This window comes from Bradyrhizobium sp. LeoB3 (assembly GCF_055456055.1).
This window is the reverse complement of sequence record NZ_JBVBEF010000045.1, coordinates 52,136-68,913: the sequence shown is the minus strand read 5'-3', so window position 1 is coordinate 68,913 and position 16,778 is coordinate 52,136. Positions and strand designations below refer to the sequence as shown.

Annotated in this window: 14 protein-coding genes; 2 read left to right on the top strand and 12 right to left on the bottom strand. The window is 65.0% G+C overall.

The features are described 5' to 3' along the window. Positions 1 to 634: 634 nt before the first annotated feature. The 3 genes from ACZXDY_RS25950 to ACZXDY_RS25940 form a co-directional block, all read right to left on the bottom strand. Positions 635 to 2,020 carry a sensor histidine kinase gene (locus ACZXDY_RS25950; protein WP_464347468.1) on the bottom strand — a complete coding sequence of 462 codons (1,386 nt, stop codon included), beginning with the start codon at positions 2,018 to 2,020 and terminating at the stop codon, positions 635 to 637. Next, positions 2,017 to 2,691, bottom strand: a complete 675-nt coding sequence (locus tag ACZXDY_RS25945) for a response regulator transcription factor (RefSeq protein ID WP_456642855.1) — start codon at positions 2,689 to 2,691, stop codon at positions 2,017 to 2,019. Before ACZXDY_RS25945 ends, ACZXDY_RS25950 begins: the two co-directional genes overlap by 4 nt. 76 nt (positions 2,692 to 2,767) lie before the next feature. Continuing rightward, entirely contained in the window at positions 2,768 to 5,602 is a 2,835-nt protein-coding gene (locus tag ACZXDY_RS25940; RefSeq protein WP_464347467.1) for a cation-translocating P-type ATPase, read from the bottom strand. Positions 5,603 to 5,665: 63 nt separating this feature from the next. Here ACZXDY_RS25940 and ACZXDY_RS25935 point away from each other — a divergent pair, with 63 nt between their 5' ends. Next, positions 5,666 to 6,697: a universal stress protein gene (locus ACZXDY_RS25935; RefSeq protein WP_464347466.1), complete on the top strand. Its 1,032-nt coding sequence runs from the start codon at positions 5,666 to 5,668 to the stop codon at positions 6,695 to 6,697. A 46-nt stretch (positions 6,698 to 6,743) separates the two neighbouring features. Here ACZXDY_RS25935 and ACZXDY_RS25930 read toward each other — a convergent pair whose 3' ends face one another. The 4 genes from ACZXDY_RS25930 to ACZXDY_RS25915 all read right to left on the bottom strand — a co-directional run bounded on the left by ACZXDY_RS25930 (position 6,744) and on the right by ACZXDY_RS25915 (position 10,966). Further along, on the bottom strand, positions 6,744 to 7,862 hold the full coding sequence (locus ACZXDY_RS25930) for an ABC-type transport auxiliary lipoprotein family protein (RefSeq protein WP_464347465.1): 1,119 nt from the start codon (positions 7,860 to 7,862) through the stop codon (positions 6,744 to 6,746). Between the two features lie 13 nt (positions 7,863 to 7,875). Then, positions 7,876 to 8,607, bottom strand: a complete 732-nt coding sequence (locus ACZXDY_RS25925) for an ABC transporter ATP-binding protein (protein WP_464347464.1) — start codon at positions 8,605 to 8,607, stop codon at positions 7,876 to 7,878. 2 nt (positions 8,608 to 8,609) lie between these two features. Continuing rightward, positions 8,610 to 9,707, bottom strand: coding sequence for an MlaE family ABC transporter permease (locus ACZXDY_RS25920; protein WP_464347470.1), 1,098 nt, complete (start codon positions 9,705 to 9,707; stop codon positions 8,610 to 8,612). 386 nt (positions 9,708 to 10,093) lie between these two features. Continuing rightward, positions 10,094 to 10,966 (bottom strand): SDR family oxidoreductase, encoded by an 873-nt coding sequence (locus ACZXDY_RS25915; RefSeq protein WP_464347463.1) that lies wholly within the window; start codon positions 10,964 to 10,966, stop codon positions 10,094 to 10,096. Between the two features lie 77 nt (positions 10,967 to 11,043). Between ACZXDY_RS25915 and ACZXDY_RS25910 the strand changes: the two genes are divergently transcribed. Then, positions 11,044 to 11,481: a winged helix-turn-helix transcriptional regulator gene (locus ACZXDY_RS25910; protein ID WP_464347462.1), complete on the top strand. Its 438-nt coding sequence runs from the start codon at positions 11,044 to 11,046 to the stop codon at positions 11,479 to 11,481. Between the two features lie 13 nt (positions 11,482 to 11,494). Here ACZXDY_RS25910 and ACZXDY_RS25905 read toward each other — a convergent pair whose 3' ends face one another. The 5 genes from ACZXDY_RS25905 to ACZXDY_RS25885 all read right to left on the bottom strand — a co-directional run bounded on the left by ACZXDY_RS25905 (position 11,495) and on the right by ACZXDY_RS25885 (position 16,669). Then, positions 11,495 to 12,160 (bottom strand): energy transducer TonB, encoded by a 666-nt coding sequence (locus ACZXDY_RS25905; protein WP_464347461.1) that lies wholly within the window; start codon positions 12,158 to 12,160, stop codon positions 11,495 to 11,497. Positions 12,161 to 12,472: 312 nt separating this feature from the next. After that, positions 12,473 to 14,209 (bottom strand): chemotaxis protein, encoded by a 1,737-nt coding sequence (locus tag ACZXDY_RS25900; protein ID WP_464347460.1) that lies wholly within the window; start codon positions 14,207 to 14,209, stop codon positions 12,473 to 12,475. Positions 14,210 to 14,213: 4 nt separating this feature from the next. Next, a complete protein-coding gene (locus ACZXDY_RS25895; protein ID WP_464347459.1) occupies positions 14,214 to 15,305 on the bottom strand; it encodes a protein-glutamate methylesterase/protein-glutamine glutaminase in 1,092 nt (363 codons plus the stop codon). A 19-nt stretch (positions 15,306 to 15,324) separates the two neighbouring features. After that, positions 15,325 to 16,167, bottom strand: coding sequence for a CheR family methyltransferase (locus ACZXDY_RS25890; protein ID WP_464347458.1), 843 nt, complete (start codon positions 16,165 to 16,167; stop codon positions 15,325 to 15,327). A gap of 16 nt (positions 16,168 to 16,183) precedes the next feature. Beyond that, positions 16,184 to 16,669, bottom strand: a complete 486-nt coding sequence (locus ACZXDY_RS25885; RefSeq protein WP_028167208.1) for a chemotaxis protein CheW — start codon at positions 16,667 to 16,669, stop codon at positions 16,184 to 16,186. Positions 16,670 to 16,778: the final 109 nt, after the last annotated feature.

Genomic DNA, 16,778 nt, shown 5'->3' with positions numbered 1-16,778 from the left:
GGTGGGCGTGGCGAAGCCGGAGTAAATTAGCTCCGGCCGCCGAGCGAAACCTTCAGGGCCGCTGCCCGGGTGGAGCGAAAGCGTACCCCGGGTCCGCTCTCGACCTCAGCAATAACCGGTTGTCATTCCGGGGCGCGCGCAGCGCGAGCCCGGAATCCATCAGGCCGCGGGCGACGGCGGAGAAATGGATTCCGGGCCCGATGCTGCGCATCGTCCCGGAATGACGGCGGTGGGCGTGGCGAAGCCGGAGTAAATTAGCTCCGGCCGCCGAGCGAAACCTTCAGGGCCGCTGCCCGGGTGGAGCGTCAGCGTACCCTGGGGTCCGCTCTCGACCTCAGCAATAACCGGTTGTCGTTCCGGGGCGCGCGCAGCGCGAGCCCGGAATCCATCAGGCCGCGGGCGACGGCGGAGAAATGGATTCTCTGATGTGCAATTGCACATCATAGCCCGATGCTGCGCATCGTCCCGGAATGACGGCGGCGGGCGTGGCGAAGCCGGAGTAAATTAGCTCCGGCCGCCGAGCGAAACCTTCGGTGCCGTAGCCCGGGTGGAGCGTCAGTGTCACCCGGGACCGGTCGTCGATTTTGATAGAGATATCCCGGGTTGCGCTTCGCTTCACCCGGGCTACTGGCTCTCAACTCACGGCCAAGGCGGGGAGCGCGATCGGTGGGAGGGAGATGCGGAAGCAGGCGCCGTGGCCGCTTCGTTCGGTGACGCTCACCTCGCCGCGATGCAGATGGATGATCTCGCGCACGAGGTTGAGGCCGAGGCCCGCGCCGCGGTGCCGCGGCTGCAGGCGGTGGAACGGCTCGAAGATGCGCTCGCGCTCTGAAGCCGGAATGCCGGGGCCCTGGTCGCGGACTTCGACCGTCGCCGGTGCGCTGACGGCAACGACGATGGCGCCGCGATGACCGCCATGCTGGATCGCATTCTGCACCAGATTGACGACGGCACGTTCGAGCGCGCCCCGATCGCCCCACACGTCGATCCGCGCACCCTCATGCTGCAACGAGATCTCATAGCCGGCCGCGATCGCGAGCGGCGCGAGATCGGCGATCACCTGTGCGCAGAGACCTGCAAGATCGATGGCGGACGATTGCGCCAGCCGCTGCTCGAGCCGCTGCAGATCGAGCAACTGCTCGGTCAGCGTCGCGAGCCGCGAGACGTCCTCGATCAGGCGCGCCTTCTCGGCGCTTTGCGGCAGGCCTTCCAGGCGCGTGGTGAGGATCGCGATCGGCGTTCGTAATTCGTGCGCGGCATCGGCGAGGAAGCGTCGATGCCGTTCATAGCCTTCATCGAGCCGTCCCAAGGCGTCGTTGACGGCGCTCACCAGCGGCGCGATCTCGGTGGGGACGGCGCCAACCGGCAGCCGGGCGCCGCGCTTGTCGATATCGATCTCGCCGGCCTGATGCGCGGCTTCGTCAAGACCCGCGAGCGCGTTGCGCACCACGAGCGGGGTCGCCACCAGCGTCGTCAGCGCCATCAGGGCAAAGCCGGGCAACATCAGCCCGAAGAAAGCCAGCGTGATCTGCAGCAGCGACTGCGCATCCGAGATCCTGATCTCGCTGGTGACGATGATCTGCACCGGGCCTGCTGCGGTCTCGACCACTTTCATCTGTCCGCTGATATGACGCGAATCGTCACTGGCGCGATCCCAACTGCGAATTTCGCCATCGATATCGCCGAGCCCGCCGCCGAGACGGGCAAACTCCGGCGGCACGTCTCCCTCGGAGAGCGAATGGCCGGACTTGTCGTGGATCACGAACCACAAATTCCGCGTATCGCCGCGCAGCTCCTTCAGCGCCGGGGTCTCGCGCAGGACAAGCGTTCCGTCGGCGCTGCGTGCCACCGCGTCGCGCAGCACATCGATGCCGCGCCCATCGTCGCGCCGATACACGCAACCGGACGCCCACAGAGTTGCAATGAGCAAAACAACAAAAGCGACGAGCAGCACCGCATGCAGCGGGATCAATCGGCGGATCAGGCGGGAGCGCAGCGACGCCGTGTTCATCGACTTCATGATGCCGCCCGCAGGAGATAGCCGACGCCGCGGATGCCGTGGATCTCGACGCCGGCGCCGGCCTCGGTGAGCTTGCGGCGCAGGCGCGAGACATGCGTGTCCAGCGCATTCGACTGCACCTCTTCGTCGAGCGAATAGACGGCAGCCTCGAGCGACGAGCGCACGACCGTGCGCCCCATCCGCCGCATCAGGGTTTGCAGCACCAGCAGTTCGCGGCGCGGCAATTCCAGGAGGCGGCCGTCGACCTCGGCCTCGCAATGGTTCAGGTTGAAGCTCAGCCGCCCGAGCCTGACGATATCGGGCTGCAGGTCGGCGGACCGCCGCCACACCGCCCGCAGCCGCGCCAGCAATTCCTCGGCCGCGAACGGTTTGGCCAGATAGTCGTCGGCGCCGGTGTCGAGGCCGGTGACGCGGTCCGACAATTCGCCCCGCGCCGTCAGCACGATGACGGGGGTCGGGATCGCCTTGGCGCGGAGCTTCGGGATCAGGCTGATGCCGTCGCCATCAGGCAGGTTGCGGTCGAGCAGGATCGCGTCATAGGCGCCCGCCACCATGATTTCCGCGGCCTCCATCAGCGAGGTCACCCGGTCGGCCAGCATGTCGTAGCTTTTCAGGACCGCAGACAAGGCCGACGCCATCTCGTCTTCGTCCTCAACCAGAAGTATTCGCACCACCCTGACCCAGGCAATTCAAGTTGACCTGGTTCCATAGAGCCGCTGGATTGCGGCTACATTGCGTGTTTGCCGATTATCGGGGCGCCGAATGGGAGCTCGAACGGCCGCCGAACCCGCGGATCGCGAGCTTGCTCAGTTCGCGCAGCCACAGCACCGAGCTTGCAACCGCCGCGCAGAACAGCCAGTCGCCGGCGCTCAGGCTGACGGTCGAGAACGCCTCCTGGAGGAAGGACACGTAGACAACCAGCGCGTGCAGCAGGAGCGAAAGCGCGACTGCCGCCCAGAGCCAGCCGTTGGTGAAGAGGCCATGGAATGCGCTGAGCTCGTCGGAGCGGGCGTTGAAGACGTTGAAAAGCTGGAACAGCACCAGCGTCGTGAAGGCCATGGTGCGCCCATAGGCAATCGTGCCTGAACCTTCGATCAGGCCGCCCGGAAGCGAGGCGTCCAGCACCAGCAATGTGCCACCCGCCATGATGATCCCGACCAGGAAAATCCCGCCCCACATCGTCAGCGTCATGACACCCTCGTCGCGCGGGCGCGGCGGGCGCTGCATGATGGCGGGGTCCGCCGGGTCGACGGCGACGGCGAGCGCGGGCGCGCCGTCGGTCACCAGGTTGATCCAGAGGATTTGCGTCGCCAGCAGTGGAAGCACGACGACACCGCTGGCGGCGGAAAGTCCGATTGTATCGGCCAGCACAACGCCGAAGAACATCGTCAAGACCTCGCCGATATTCGACGACAGCAGATAGCGGAGGAATTTCCGGATGTTGTCGAAGATCGCGCGCCCCTCCTCGACCGCCGCGACGATGGTGGCAAAGTTGTCGTCGCCGAGCACCATGTCGGCCGCCTCCTTGGAGACGTCGGTGCCCGTAACCCCCATGGCGACACCAATGTCGGCCGCCTTCAGCGCCGGGGCATCATTGACGCCGTCCCCGGTCATCGCCACGGTTTCCCCTGCCCGCTGTAGCGCCCGCACGATGCGCAGCTTGTGACTGGGATTGACGCGGGCATAGACCGAGACCTCCTCCACAACGCGGTCGAGTTCTTGCTCCGTCATGGCCTCCAGCTCGGCGCCGGACACCGCGCGCTGGCCTGACGTGATGATGCCGAGCTCGGCGGCGATGATCGCCGCGGTCTTCGGGTGATCGCCGGTGATCATGATCGGGCGGATGCCTGCTGCCCGGCTCCGTGCGACCGCATCGCGCGCTTCCCGGCGCGGCGGATCGATCATGCCGATCAGGCCGAGAAAGACGAGGTCCTGCTCCACATTCTCATCGAATGCATCATGCTGCGACCTTTCCGCCGGTAGCGATCGGAACGCGACGCCAAGCGTCCGCAGCGCTTTCGCGGCCAGCGCATCATTGCTCGCCATGATCTCGGCCTTGCGCGCATCGGTGAGCGCGACTGCATCTCGTCCGACAAGTTCGTGGGTGCAGCGCGCGAGCAGGACATCTGGCGCGCCCTTGGTCACCGCGATCAGGCGGTCGCGCCGCTCCGCATCGGTATGCACCGTGCTCATCAATTTGCGCTCGGACGAGAACGGAATCTCGCCGATCCGCTCGAAGCGCTGATCGAGCGCGGCAGGGAGCAGGCCTGCCTTGCATGCGGCCACGATCAATGCGCCTTCGGTCGGATCGCCCTGCACGATCCAGGCGCCATCACGTTCCTCCAGCAGCGCGTTGTTCGCGCGTTCGGCCGCCGTCAGCGTGCGCTCGAGCTCGAACTGCAGCGCGCCATTGTCCGACGCATCACTGGCAAGATGCACGTCGCCCTCCGGCGCATAGCCGGTGCCGGAGAGATTGGTGCAACCGCTCGCCGTCACGACCCGGCGCACCGTCATCTCGTTCCTGGTCAAGGTGCCGGTCTTGTCGGATGCGATGACGGTCGCCGAACCGAGCGCTTCCACGGCGGCGAGACGGCGGATGATGGCATTCTTCTTCGCCATCCGCTGCATGCCGATGGACAGCACGGCGGTGACCACCGCCGGCAATCCTTCCGGAACCGCGGCGACGGCCAGCGCCACGCCGAGCAGCAGCACCGCGAAAATCTCGGAGAAGCCGTTGATGTCGCTGACGAGAAAGATCGTGCCGATCATGGCCACTGCAATCAGCACGACCGTGATCGCAAGCACCTTGCCGACGCGCGCGAGCTCGCGCTGCAGCGGCGTGGTCTCCTGCGGCGCCTCCCGTAGCATGCCGGCGATCCGGCCCATCTGCGTCTTCATCCCGGTCGCGGTGACCACCGCACGGCCATGCCCGTAGACCGCGGTGGTCCCGCTGAAGATCATGTTGTGCCGGTCGCCGAGCTCGGCCTTGTCAGCCAGCGGCGCAACGTGCTTGCTCACCGGCAGGCTTTCGCCGGTGAGCGCGGCTTCCGCCGTCTGCAGCGCGGCTGACACGATCAGCCGGGCGTCGGCCGGAATGGTGTCGCCTTCCGCGATGACGATGATATCGCCCGACACCAGTTCCGCCGCCGGGATGTTGCGCCGCTCGCCATCGCGGACTACGTTGGAGTGCGCGGCGGACATCTCACGCAACGCGGCTGCGGCGCGCTCCGCCCGGGCCTCCTGGATGTAGCCCATGAGCGCGTTGAGCAGCACGATGGCAAGGATCGCGATGGCCTCGTAGGGCAGCGCGGTTTCGTGCTCATTCAGCCAGATCGCGATCGAGATCACCGCCGCCGCGATCAACAGGAGCACCAGCACGTCGGTGAACTGATCGAGGAATTTCAGCCATTCGGGACGCGGTGGCACTGTGTCCAATTCGTTTCGGCCATCGCGCGCGAGGCGCTGGGCGGCCTCCGCACTGCTCAGACCCCGCTCGGCATCGGTATGCAGGGCGGCCACCGTCTCCGCCGCCGTCTGCCGGTGCGCCTCGTGCATCGTCGGATCGGAGGATTTTCTGTGCATGCTGCAATGATACGTTGCGACGACGTTTCCTGGTACCGGGAACCGCGCTTGTCGGGATGATCCATGTCAATCGACACGACGCGATCGGCGCTGCAGAATGCGGGTGAACGAAATGTCGCAGCCAAGATCGTTGCGGTCTCGCGCCGGAACCCGGACGATCGAAGCGGCCGCATGGCTGAAAGGTACCGTCACATGAGCGAAGCAAGCGCGACGAAAGAACCGCCGGGATCAATTCTGCTCGCCACCGATCTCAGCCCCCGCTGCGACCGCGCGCTCGATCGCGCCGTGCTGCTGTCGCAGTCATGGCAGGCGAAGCTCGTGATCCTGCACGTTCTCGAAAAACTTCGGGATGCGGATTTCGATCCGAGCGTTCCATCCTGGCGACGCCCCCCCGATCCCGTCAGCGTGGCGGCAAAGCAGTTGCTGGCCGATATCGGCCCGCTGGCGAAGATGGCCGACATCGTGATCGATGAAGGCGACCCGGCCGAGGCGATCGTGCGCACCGCCGAAAAGAAAGGATGCGATCTCATCATCACCGGGGTTGCAAGGGATGAGCCGTTCGGGCGACTTTTCCTTGGCACGACGGTCGATCGCCTGCTTCGCAGTTCGCACACACCGATCCTGATCGTGAAGAAAAGGGGACAGCGGGCTTACGGCCGCATCGCCGCAGCGATCGACTTTTCAGATTCATCACGCCATGCACTCGAGGCCGCGGTCCGCTGCTTCCCCGACCAGGCGCTCATGATATTCCACGCCTACGAGATACCGATGAGTGGGTTGGCCCACGATTCCGCTGCCTATCGACGGCAATGTCAGCAGGCTGTCGAGCGGGACTACAAGGCCTTCCTCACGACAATGACATGCGGCGAGACGATCAGGCGGCGTGCACGTTCGTTCATCGAACTTGGGACGCCGGATGAAGTGCTGCGCCGAGGCGTGCGCGATATGGACATCGACCTTGTCGTGCTCGGCACCGAGGGGCGCGGTGCGCTCTCCGAAATGCTGATTGCAAGCGTCGGCAAGCATCTCATGGCCGAACTGCCATGCGACGTCCTGATGATCAGGGAGCCGCCCGCCGCACCAACAGCCGCCTGATCCGCTGTTTGTTGCAACGATAGCGGTCACATCGGCTTCGCAGGACCTACCTGGATGCTTCGGCTTCGTGGGCCGCCGTCCATGGGATCAACTCGCGCCCCAGTGCATCGAAGGCGGCGTTGAAGGCCTTCGCCGCCGGGGCGGGGGCGAGCGTCTCGATCGGCGCTTCCTGCTGGAAGACGCGCGCAGCGCGCAGATGTCCTGACGCATCGAGGAGCTTGGCGGACAGCGCGATCACGGCGTGCGGCTGTGGCGCCGTGACGATCTCGAACTGGCGCAGGTCGAGCAGCAGGCGGGACGAGCCTTCCGGCGCGGCGTCGGGACGGAACGGCGGATGGGCGATGTCGTAGTTCTCGAAACTCTGCAGCAGTTTCGCCTGCACGAGCTGCGGCAGGGCGTCGCTCCATTGCGCGTCGGCAAAATCCTTGTCCTCGCCGCCCGCGAACAGGAAGCGCTGGGTCTGCAGCGCAGTGATCGCCGTCGGCTCGGCAATGGAAAGCGTTCCCTTGAAGGGGCGGACCGGCGCATCGAACCGGCTGGCGGGGCTGAGGTCAAAAGTCGTCTTGCGCGCTGGGGCGCCACCGCCGCCCATGGTCCGATCGAGACCGGCGATGATATTGTCCAGGCGCGGGGTGTTGCGCGCCAGCCCGTCCGCAAAGGTGCCGATGTTGCCGATCGCGTCATGCAGGGTTGCGGAATTTTCGCTGAGCACCGTATCGACCTTGCGCAGCGCATCGCGCGCGGCCTGCGTCATGCTCTGCCCTGCCCCTTTCTCGGCGATCAGCGGCCCTTGCACGCGCGGGGCATCGATCCGCTCGCCGCCTTCCAGGGCCACCACGGGCACGCCAGTGAGGCCCTGGAAATCGAGGCCGACTTTGGTATCGGCGCGCACCGGCGTGTGCTCGAGCACGGCGATGGTGGCATGGACGTCGCGCGGCCGGTCGGGCACGAATTCAAGCGAGGTGACTTCACCGACGCGGATGCCGTTGAACAACACCGCAGCGCCCACGAGCAAGCCGGGAACGGGACCATTGAAGACGACCTGGTAGGTCTCGCGCTTGCCGATGCCGCCGGTGTTGTTGAGCCAGTAGACGAAGCCGAACACGGCGACGATCGCCGCCAGGACGAAGGCGCCGACAACGATAAAGGGTGCGCGCGTTTCCATTGATGTCGTTCCGTTAAGCGTTGAGATGAAGCATTTGCGCTCGCGCGCCGTGGAAATAGGCCCGCACCCAGGGATGGTCGGATTCCAACACCGATTTCAGCGGACCGAGCGCGGCGATCTTGCCGTCGGCCAGCGCCGCGACGCGGTCGCAGACCGCGTAGAGCGTGTTGAGGTCGTGGGTGACCATGAAGACGGTGAAGCCGAGCGTCCGCTGCAGCGTCTTGATCAGGGAATCGAATTCGCCGGCGGCGATCGGGTCCAATCCGGACGTCGGCTCGTCCAGGAACAGGAGCGCAGGATCGAGCGCGAGCGCACGCGCCAGCGCCACGCGCTTGACCATGCCGCCGGAAAGTTCGGAAGGAAACTTGTCGCCATCATCGACGGTGAGGCCGACCATCTCGAGCTTCGCATTGGCGATCTCGTCCAGCAGCGACGGCGACAGATGCGCGGCCTCGCGCAGCGGGAATTGCACGTTCTGCCGCGCGTTCAGCGCCGAGAACAGCGCGCCCTGCTGGAACAGCACGCCGCTCCTGCCGCCGTTTTCGGCAAGCTCGATGATGCCGCCGCGTTTCGGCAGCAATCCGATGATCGTGCGCATCAGCACGGATTTGCCGCCGCCGGACGCGCCGACGAGACCCAGGATTTCGCCCTGACGGACATTGAGATTGAGATGGTCGAGCACGATCCTGCGGCCGAAGCCGACGACCAGATCCTGCACGTGGATGGCGATGCGTTCTTCGGTCACGGCTACATTCCGATCGAGGCGAAGAACACGGCGAACAGGCCGTCGAGCACGATGACCAGGAAGATCGACTTGACGACGGAGGACGTCGTCTGCTGCCCGAGCGATTCCGCGCTGCCCTTGACGCGAAGCCCTTCGCTCGCCGCGATCAGGCCGATGACCAGCGCCATGAACGGCGCCTTGATCATGCCGACCTCGAAACTGTTGATCGAGACCGCCTCATGCAGCCGCGCGATGAAGATCGCCGGGCCCATGCCGCCATAGAGCCAGGTGACGAGCCCGCCGCCATAGAGCGCGGCCATCGAGCCTAAGAAGGTGAGGATCGGCAGCGCGATCACCAGCGCCAGCACGCGCGGCAGGATCAGCACCTCGACCGGATCGAGTCCCATGGTCGTGAGCGCATCGATCTCCTCGCGCATCTTCATCGAGCCGATCTCGGCGGTGTAGGCGCTGCCGGAACGTCCGGCCACCATGATCGCGACGATCAGGACGCCGAGTTCACGCAGCACCAGGATGCCGACCATGTCGACGACATAGGAATCGGCGCCGAACTTGCGGAAATGGAAAATGCCCTGCTGGGCGATGATGGCACCGATCAGGAACGTGATCAGCACCATGATCGGGATCGCACGCCAGCCGACCTGGCCGAGTTGATAGACGGTGGAGGTGAAGCGAAACGATCGCGGATGGCGCAGCGTCCGGAACAGCGCGATGCCAACACTGCCGAGCATATCGAGGAAGACCATGGTCTCGGCAATGACGCCACGTCCGACCCGCTCGAGCAGGTCGGCGAGCGCGTTGGTGCGCCGCGCGGCCGCCGGCGGCCTGCGGTTCAATTTCCGAACTTCGCCGATCAATCCGGAATAGCTGGCGGAAAGACCGGTTATCTCGGCTTCGCTCGCTTGCGTCGTTCCGCCGCGCGCCAGTTTCTCGATCAGCCAGGCGCCCACCGTGTCCAGCGCCGTGATCCCGCTCAGGTCGATCTTGCGGATGCCATGCGCAAGCCGCGGCTGGATGCCCGCGCACAGCCGCTCCAGAATCTCGACATTGGCAACCGTCCACGCGCCACGCGGATGGAGCGAGCGGACCGCGCCGTCATCCATGGTCAGGTCAGGGGCACTGTTCAAGATGATACCTCCGGAAGTCCGGAGGCGACCCTAGCCGGGCCGGCGGGCAATCGTTTGACACAGCGCAATAGATGCCCAGGCGGTCCGGACCTTGAGGGCGTGACGCTGCCGCAGGGCTATGCGGCAGCATCGTAGCCCGTTCGATCAGCGGCCGGAGTTAGTTGATTCCGGTTCCGCCACGCCCACTGCCGTCATTCCGGGGCGATGCGCAGCATCGAGCCCGGAATCCATTTCTCCACTGTTACCTGCTGCCTGATGGATTCCGGGCTCGCGCTGCGCGCGCCCCGGAATGACGGGCCGTTATTGCTGAGCTCGAGAGCGGCCCCGGGTTACGCTGGCGCTCCACCCGGGCTACAGGCCCTCTATCGCGCGAGCGCTGCTGACACCGATTCGGCCAATGGCCTCGTCGGGTGACCGATGAGCGCGCTCAATTGCCTGGAGGCGTCATAGAGTGCGCCGTTCGCCGCTTTGGCGTCGCTGTCAGCCAGGAGCGCCGCGAAGGCTTCCGGCAGGCCGATCGACACCAGCGCAGCCTTGTAATCGGCCTCCCGCAGATCCTTGTAGACGACGGGCTTGCCGGACTGCTTGGCGATCTCGGCGGCATAGTCGGCGAGCGTATAGCCATTATCGCCGGCGAGCTCGTAGATCTGGCCCGCCTGATTATCGCGGCCTGCGAGCACGGCTGCTGCGGCCGCGGCGTAATCGGCGCGCGCGGCGAGGGAGAAGCGGCCCTGTCCTGCGGCGCCCAGTACGGCCCCATGCTCGACGGCAGCGGCAATATTGCCGGTGTAGTTCTCGGTGTACCAGCCGTTGCGGAGGAACACGAAGGGCACGCCGGATGCGCGGATCAGCGCTTCCGTCTTGCGGTGCTCCTCCGCCAGCGCCAGCGGGCTGGTGTCGGCATGGAGGATGCTGGTGTAGGCGAGCAGCTTCACGCCCGCCGCTTTCGCGGCATCGATGACATGGCCGTGCTGGCGAACGCGCTGCCCGATCTCGCTCGAGGAGATCAGAAGCACCTTGTCCGCACCTGTGAGCGCAGCCTTAAGGGCGCCGGGGTCTTCATAATTTGCTGTGCGAAGCTCGACGCCGCGCTCCGCCAGGTCTTTGGCGGCGACGGGGTCACGGACGATACCAACCAGATGCGCACCGGGGGCGATCCGCAAGAGCTCGGCGATGACGAGGCGGCCCAACTGGCCGGTTACCCCGGTGATGGCGATACGTTCGGAAATTGTCATGTTCCTCTTCCTGGTCTAAAATAGAGACCAGGCCTAGATACGAGGCCGCCGGAGATCGCGGAAGGAGGCAGGTTTTGGTGACAGGGTTACGCGAAAATAACCTTGGGTCGGCCCAGCAGTGCCTGGGGCAGCGCTTCCAGACCTGGCGCGGCGGCGAGTTCGACCTCGCGCTTTGCCCGGTCCGCGGCATCCTGGATCGTCTCGGCGACAAGTGGACCACGCTGATCTTGATCGTGCTCGCGCAGCGGCCGCATCGCTTCAGCGAGATCCGGCGGTCGATCCCCGACATCTCCAAGCGCATGCTGACGCAAACGCTTCGCGACCTCGAGCGCGACGGCATGATCACGCGCCGCGTGTTCCCGACCAAGCCGCCGAGCGTGGAGTACGGATTGACAGAGCTCGGCGAATCCCTGCTCGAACCCGTGGCCCAACTCGTCACTTGGGCGGAGACAAGCCAGACCAAGATCGCGATGGCGAGATCGGCGTTCGATGCGGCGGAAGCGTCACGGGGCTAGGTAGCCCCGGATCTCACGACGGATCGAAGCCGAGCGCGACTTCCACTGTCATGGAATCGGGAAGAGCCGGCGGTATCTGCGGCAGCGGCTGGGCGCGGCGAATGGTATCGATTGCGGCCTGATCGAGCACGGCTTGACCGGAGCTGGTCTTGACCCAGGCGCCGAGCAATTTCCCATCGCGGCCGACCGAGAAGACCGCAAGCACCGTTCCCTGCAGATGCTGCCGCTTGGCGGCCCGCGGATAGCGCTGGAATTTGTCGATATGACGCACCAGGATGTCTCTGAACTGCAGCTTCGCGGGGGTTGGCACGGCGTCCGCGGAACGCAGCGGGATCCTGCTCGAAACGGCCGCTTCGGAAGACGACGTCTCTTCGACCGGGAGTGCCGCGAGATTGTTGCGCGACATCTCGGCCGGCGTCTCAGTCGGAGCCTTGCCCGGGTTTGCTGCGTTCACGGCCGTTGACTGCGAAGCTTGGTTCACGGGAATCGGCAGCGGATCCGGACGCGGCAACAGCCGGACCTCGACGACTGCCGTCGGCTCGGCCTGCCCGCCAGCCCTGTGGAGCTGAAGGTGAAGCCAATACACGCCGCCCACGAAAAGTAACCCGACGATCGCCGGAAACAGCATCAGCCGAAAGCCCTGCCCGAACAGCGAGGCATCCGGATCGTCATCGGTCACGAAGGATTTCATCGCGCAGTGCTTACCGTGACGATCGCGCGCACGGGCTGAGGGGCTTCAGCGCCGACATGCGCGCCCAATAGCGAACCCCGCGCCAGCATCCGGTCATCTCGTTCGTGCCTGTCTTCCGTGGAATCATCCGGCCCGCAAAGCGGCTCGCAAGCGGGCGCGGCTTCGGCCGGAAGCTAGCTCATATAGCCTCTTTGTGACAGAAATCTATTCCTGCCAAGCTCCCGGCGAGGCCTATTCGAGCGTGATGAGATGGCTAGAGCATGATCCGGAAAACCGCTTCACGCTTTTCCGGATCATGCTCTAGAACAGCAGCACGCCGTCGTCGTGCACCTCCGGCTCGGGCCGGTGCGGCGTGGATTTTGACATCACACCGAGGCGCTGCAGGACGTCCCGATGGACCTGCCGCTCCCGTTCCATCGTGTACTGCGCGAACAGATCGTCCAGCACCGCCTCATCGCTCGAAGTCAGCGACAGCTTTCCGACCGTTGCGCTCGAGGCCTCAAGGCGCGAGGCAGCAGCCGGGAGGGACGCGGATGCCTCGCCGAGCGTGGTCATCAGATCGTGGGCACCACCCATCAAGGCCTCGAATTCGGCACCCTCGTGGACGAGCCGGTCCATCAACCGATCGAGCCGCGCGTTGCCGGCCTCGATCTCCTGCAGCGTTTGCAGAATCGACGGCTCGAGCCTGGCCAATTGCGCGGGATTTCCATGAGCGCGCAACTCCTTGAGATCGCCGGCAGCGCGCTCGATGCGGTCGAGGATCGGCTTCAGCCTGGAAGCGCCGGCGGAGACCTGATCCGCGGTCATCTTGAGCTCGTTGGCGATCACGACGAACGCATTGCCCTTCACGCCCAGATGGCCGGCCTTGAGGCTGGCATTCATGCCGATCAGGATGATGTCGACGACGGCCTCGCCAAGGCCCGCGATCGCCAGACGAAACTTGCCGAGCGTATCCTCGACGACGGAGAGGGCAGCATCGACCGATCTGCCCGAATTCTCGCAGGTCGCAATCAGCTCCGAGGCCTGCGCCAGCGTTTGCTTGATGACGGCAAGGAATGACGGGGCCTCGCCGTCATGGCCGCCATATACCGAGCGACCTTGCGCAACCACGCCGGTCGCATCGGCAAGGATGGCATTCAGCGAACGGACGATCGCGCCGATATCATCGCCGAACTCGCGATCCGCATCCTTGAGTTGCGCGGCCTGGAGCTGGCAGATGATCTGGGCTCTTCGCGCACTGGCATCCGCTTCGAGCGCCGGAACGGTGCTTACCGCTGCGACAGCGACACGACGCAAGCCGCCGCAGACATGTTCGAGACGTTGCCGCGTGCTGTCGCCCGACTGCAGCGAGATGATCGCGCTGCCGACGGCATCGGCGATCTTCTTGGTGCTCCTGCCCGCCAGCTCGACAAGATGGACGCTCTTGTCCTGCTGCTCGCGCATCCCGCTATAGGCCGAGATCAGACCGGCGCTCGCCGAGAGAAGCTGCCCCCGATAGAGCTTCTCGAATTCCTTCTGCCTGTTGAGCGCAGTTTCGACCGCTACCGAGAGCAGCTTCTGATCGCGCGCGCAGCCTTCGATCGAATGCTGCACCGATTGCCCGAGCTCGAATACCTCCTTTGTGAAATCAAGGAAGCTGTCGCGCTCGCCGTCCAGCGACGCCGCCTCGATGCGCGCGCTCCGCGCGATGATGGAGATCATCTGGATATGCTTGAAGAGCGGCGCGATCTGCGCGGATGCCGCCTCGGCATCCTCGCCGATCCGGCCGAGAAGCGCGCTTTCCGCCGGCAGTGCCTCGGCCAGCGCGTTCAAGCAGCCGGCGATATCCTGAAGCGCGGTCGAGGCGCCTTCGATCTCCGCGCCCGACATTTCGCGCGAGAGGCCGGTGAGCGCGCCCTCGAGCTCCTTGAACAGGGCGTGACCGCGCCCGAGATGATTGCCGACCTTGGCAAAACTATCCTCGATGCGGGACGACACCTCCTCGATGGAGGCAACTGCCGCAGTAACCGTGTCGGTCTGGATGTCGGGAGAGATCATTGCATCATTCCGTCAGGGCAGGTTGTCCGGCCTGGTGCCAGAGCATGATCTCGCGCGCGATGTGGTTGAGCGAAACCACCTTCTCCACGGCGCCGTGCGCGATCGCCTCTTTCGGCATGCCGAACACCACGCAGCTCTCTTCGTCCTGCGCGCGCGTCGCCGCGCCAAGCTTGCGCATCTCCAAAAGGCCCCTCGCGCCGTCGTCGCCCATTCCCGTCATGATGATGCCGAGCGCATTGCGGCCGGCATATTGGGCCGCCGAACGGAACAGGACGTCGGCCGAGGGCCGATGCCGCGACACCGGCGGGCCGTCCTTGATGGCGATGCTGTAACGCAGGCCGGTTCGTTGCAGCAGCATGTGGCGCGCGCCGGGCGCGATATAGGCGCAGCCCGGCTGCACCGGCTCGCCATCCTCCGCCTCTTTCACCGTGATCTGACAGGCGACGTTGAGACGCCGCGCGAACGCCGCGGTGAAGCCCTGCGGCATGTGCTGAACGATCAGGATCCCTGGGCAACTCGGCGGCAGCGCCTCCAGCACGTCGAGCAGCGCCTCGGTGCCACCGGTCGAGACGCCGATGCAGACGATCCGTTCGGTGGTGGGGCGCGAGCGTCCCTGGATCGGCGGCGGCATGATGGCATCCGCGGTCAGCTTCTTTTCGATGCTGCGCCGCTGCTGGCGTGGGCGCACGCGTGCACGCGCGGCCGATTTCACGGCTTCGCGCAGCCGGTTTGAACATTCCAGCAGCGCCTGCCGGGTATCGATCCGCGGCTTGGGAACGATATCGACGGCGCCGGCCTCGAAGGCTTCGAACATCTGGTCCGAGCCCTCTTCGGTGAGCGAGGAGCAGATGATCACCGGGATCGGGCGCTGCGCCATGATCTTGCGCAGGAACGTGATCCCATCCATGCGCGGCATCTCGATGTCGAGGATGATCACGTCGGGCAATTCGTTCTGCAGCCGCCGCGCCGCAGCGAACGGATCGGAGGCGGTCGCCATCACCTCGATATCCGGATCCTCGCTCAGGATGGTCGTGAGAATTTGGCGTACCGACGCCGAATCGTCCACGATCAGCACGCGAAGTTTCTGCTTTGGCATTGCCGTGCGCTCCACGTCGCTAGACTCTAAAAACTGTCGGCTGAACCTGCTTCAACGTCGGCACCGTGTTGTGGATCATCGATTCGGAATGCCCCACCAGCAGATAGCCTCCCGGCCGTAAGTGCGAGCAAAGCTGATCGACGACCTTGCGCTGCGTCTTCCTGTCGAAATAGATCAGGACGTTCCGGCAGAAGATGATGTCGACGTCACGGTCCACAGGATAGCTGGAATCCATTAAATTCATCCGCATGAAATTCGTCAGTCGCCGCAATTCCGGCACCACGCGGACTTCGTTGCTCGATCGGTCCTTCGACGACAGGAAGTAGCGCTTCACGAACTCGGAAGGGACCGGCGCGATGACGTCGCGCGTGTAGATGGCGGCTTTGGCAAGCCGCAGCACCGCAGTCGAGATGTCCGTTCCGAGGATGCGAAACTGGAACCTTGTGCCAGACCTCGTCATGTCGTCGAGAACCATCGCGGTCGTATAGGCTTCCATGCCGGTCGAGCAGGCCGCGCTCCATATCTTCAACCCGTGCGAGCCGCGACCGCGGGGCTTCAGGAGCGCCGGCACCGCGACCTCCTTCAAGAAGGTGAAATGCGCCGGCTCGCGGAAGAAATCCGTCTTGTTGGTCGTGACCACATCGATCAGATGGGTCAGCTCGTTGTCGGGCAGGCCATTGTCGAACAGATGCTCGACATATTCGTTGAGCCCGGAATAGTTGAGCGCGCGGACGCGCTTGTGCAGCCGCCCTTCCAGCATCAGGCGCTTGCCAGCAGGCAGCTTGATGCCGACCTGCCCCTCGATCAATTCAGCGATCGTGCGGAATTGACGATCGGATAAATGTACCCCGGCTCCCAGCATCGCCGATGTCGCAAGTCTAGGCTGCGGCTGATGCGTCGACGCGGGCCTCGTCGGCGGACACTTCCGCGTCGGCCATCAGTCGTGCGAGATCGAAGATGATGACGAACTTTTCTCCCTTGCGTCCGATGCCCGCGATGTAGTCGGATTGCCAGCGTCCGCCGACCGAGGGCACGGGACCGATCGAGTCCTCGTCGATGTCGGTGACCTCGAACACGCAGTCCGCCACGAAGCCGACGCCAACCAGGCGGTCGTTCATCGGCACGTCCAGGATGATGATGCGCGTCGCCTCCGTCGCCGGCACGCTCGGCAGATCGAGCTTCAGGCGGAGGTCGACGATCGGATAACCGCTGCCGCGCACGTCGATCATGCCGAGCATGAAATGCGGCGCGTGCGGCAGACGCGAAATCGGCCGCATGTCGAGGATTTCGCGGACATTGCAGATGCTGATGCCGAAGGTCTCCCCGGCGAGACCGAGCGTCAGATATTGAGCGGTGCCGGCCATGTTGCGTCCTTCCGGTCAGAGATCGCGGGGACTCGCCTCGAAGGCCGGGCCCCGCGTGTTTCTTTTCTGAGCATGATCTTTTCGGAAAACCGGTTCCCCACTTTTCCGG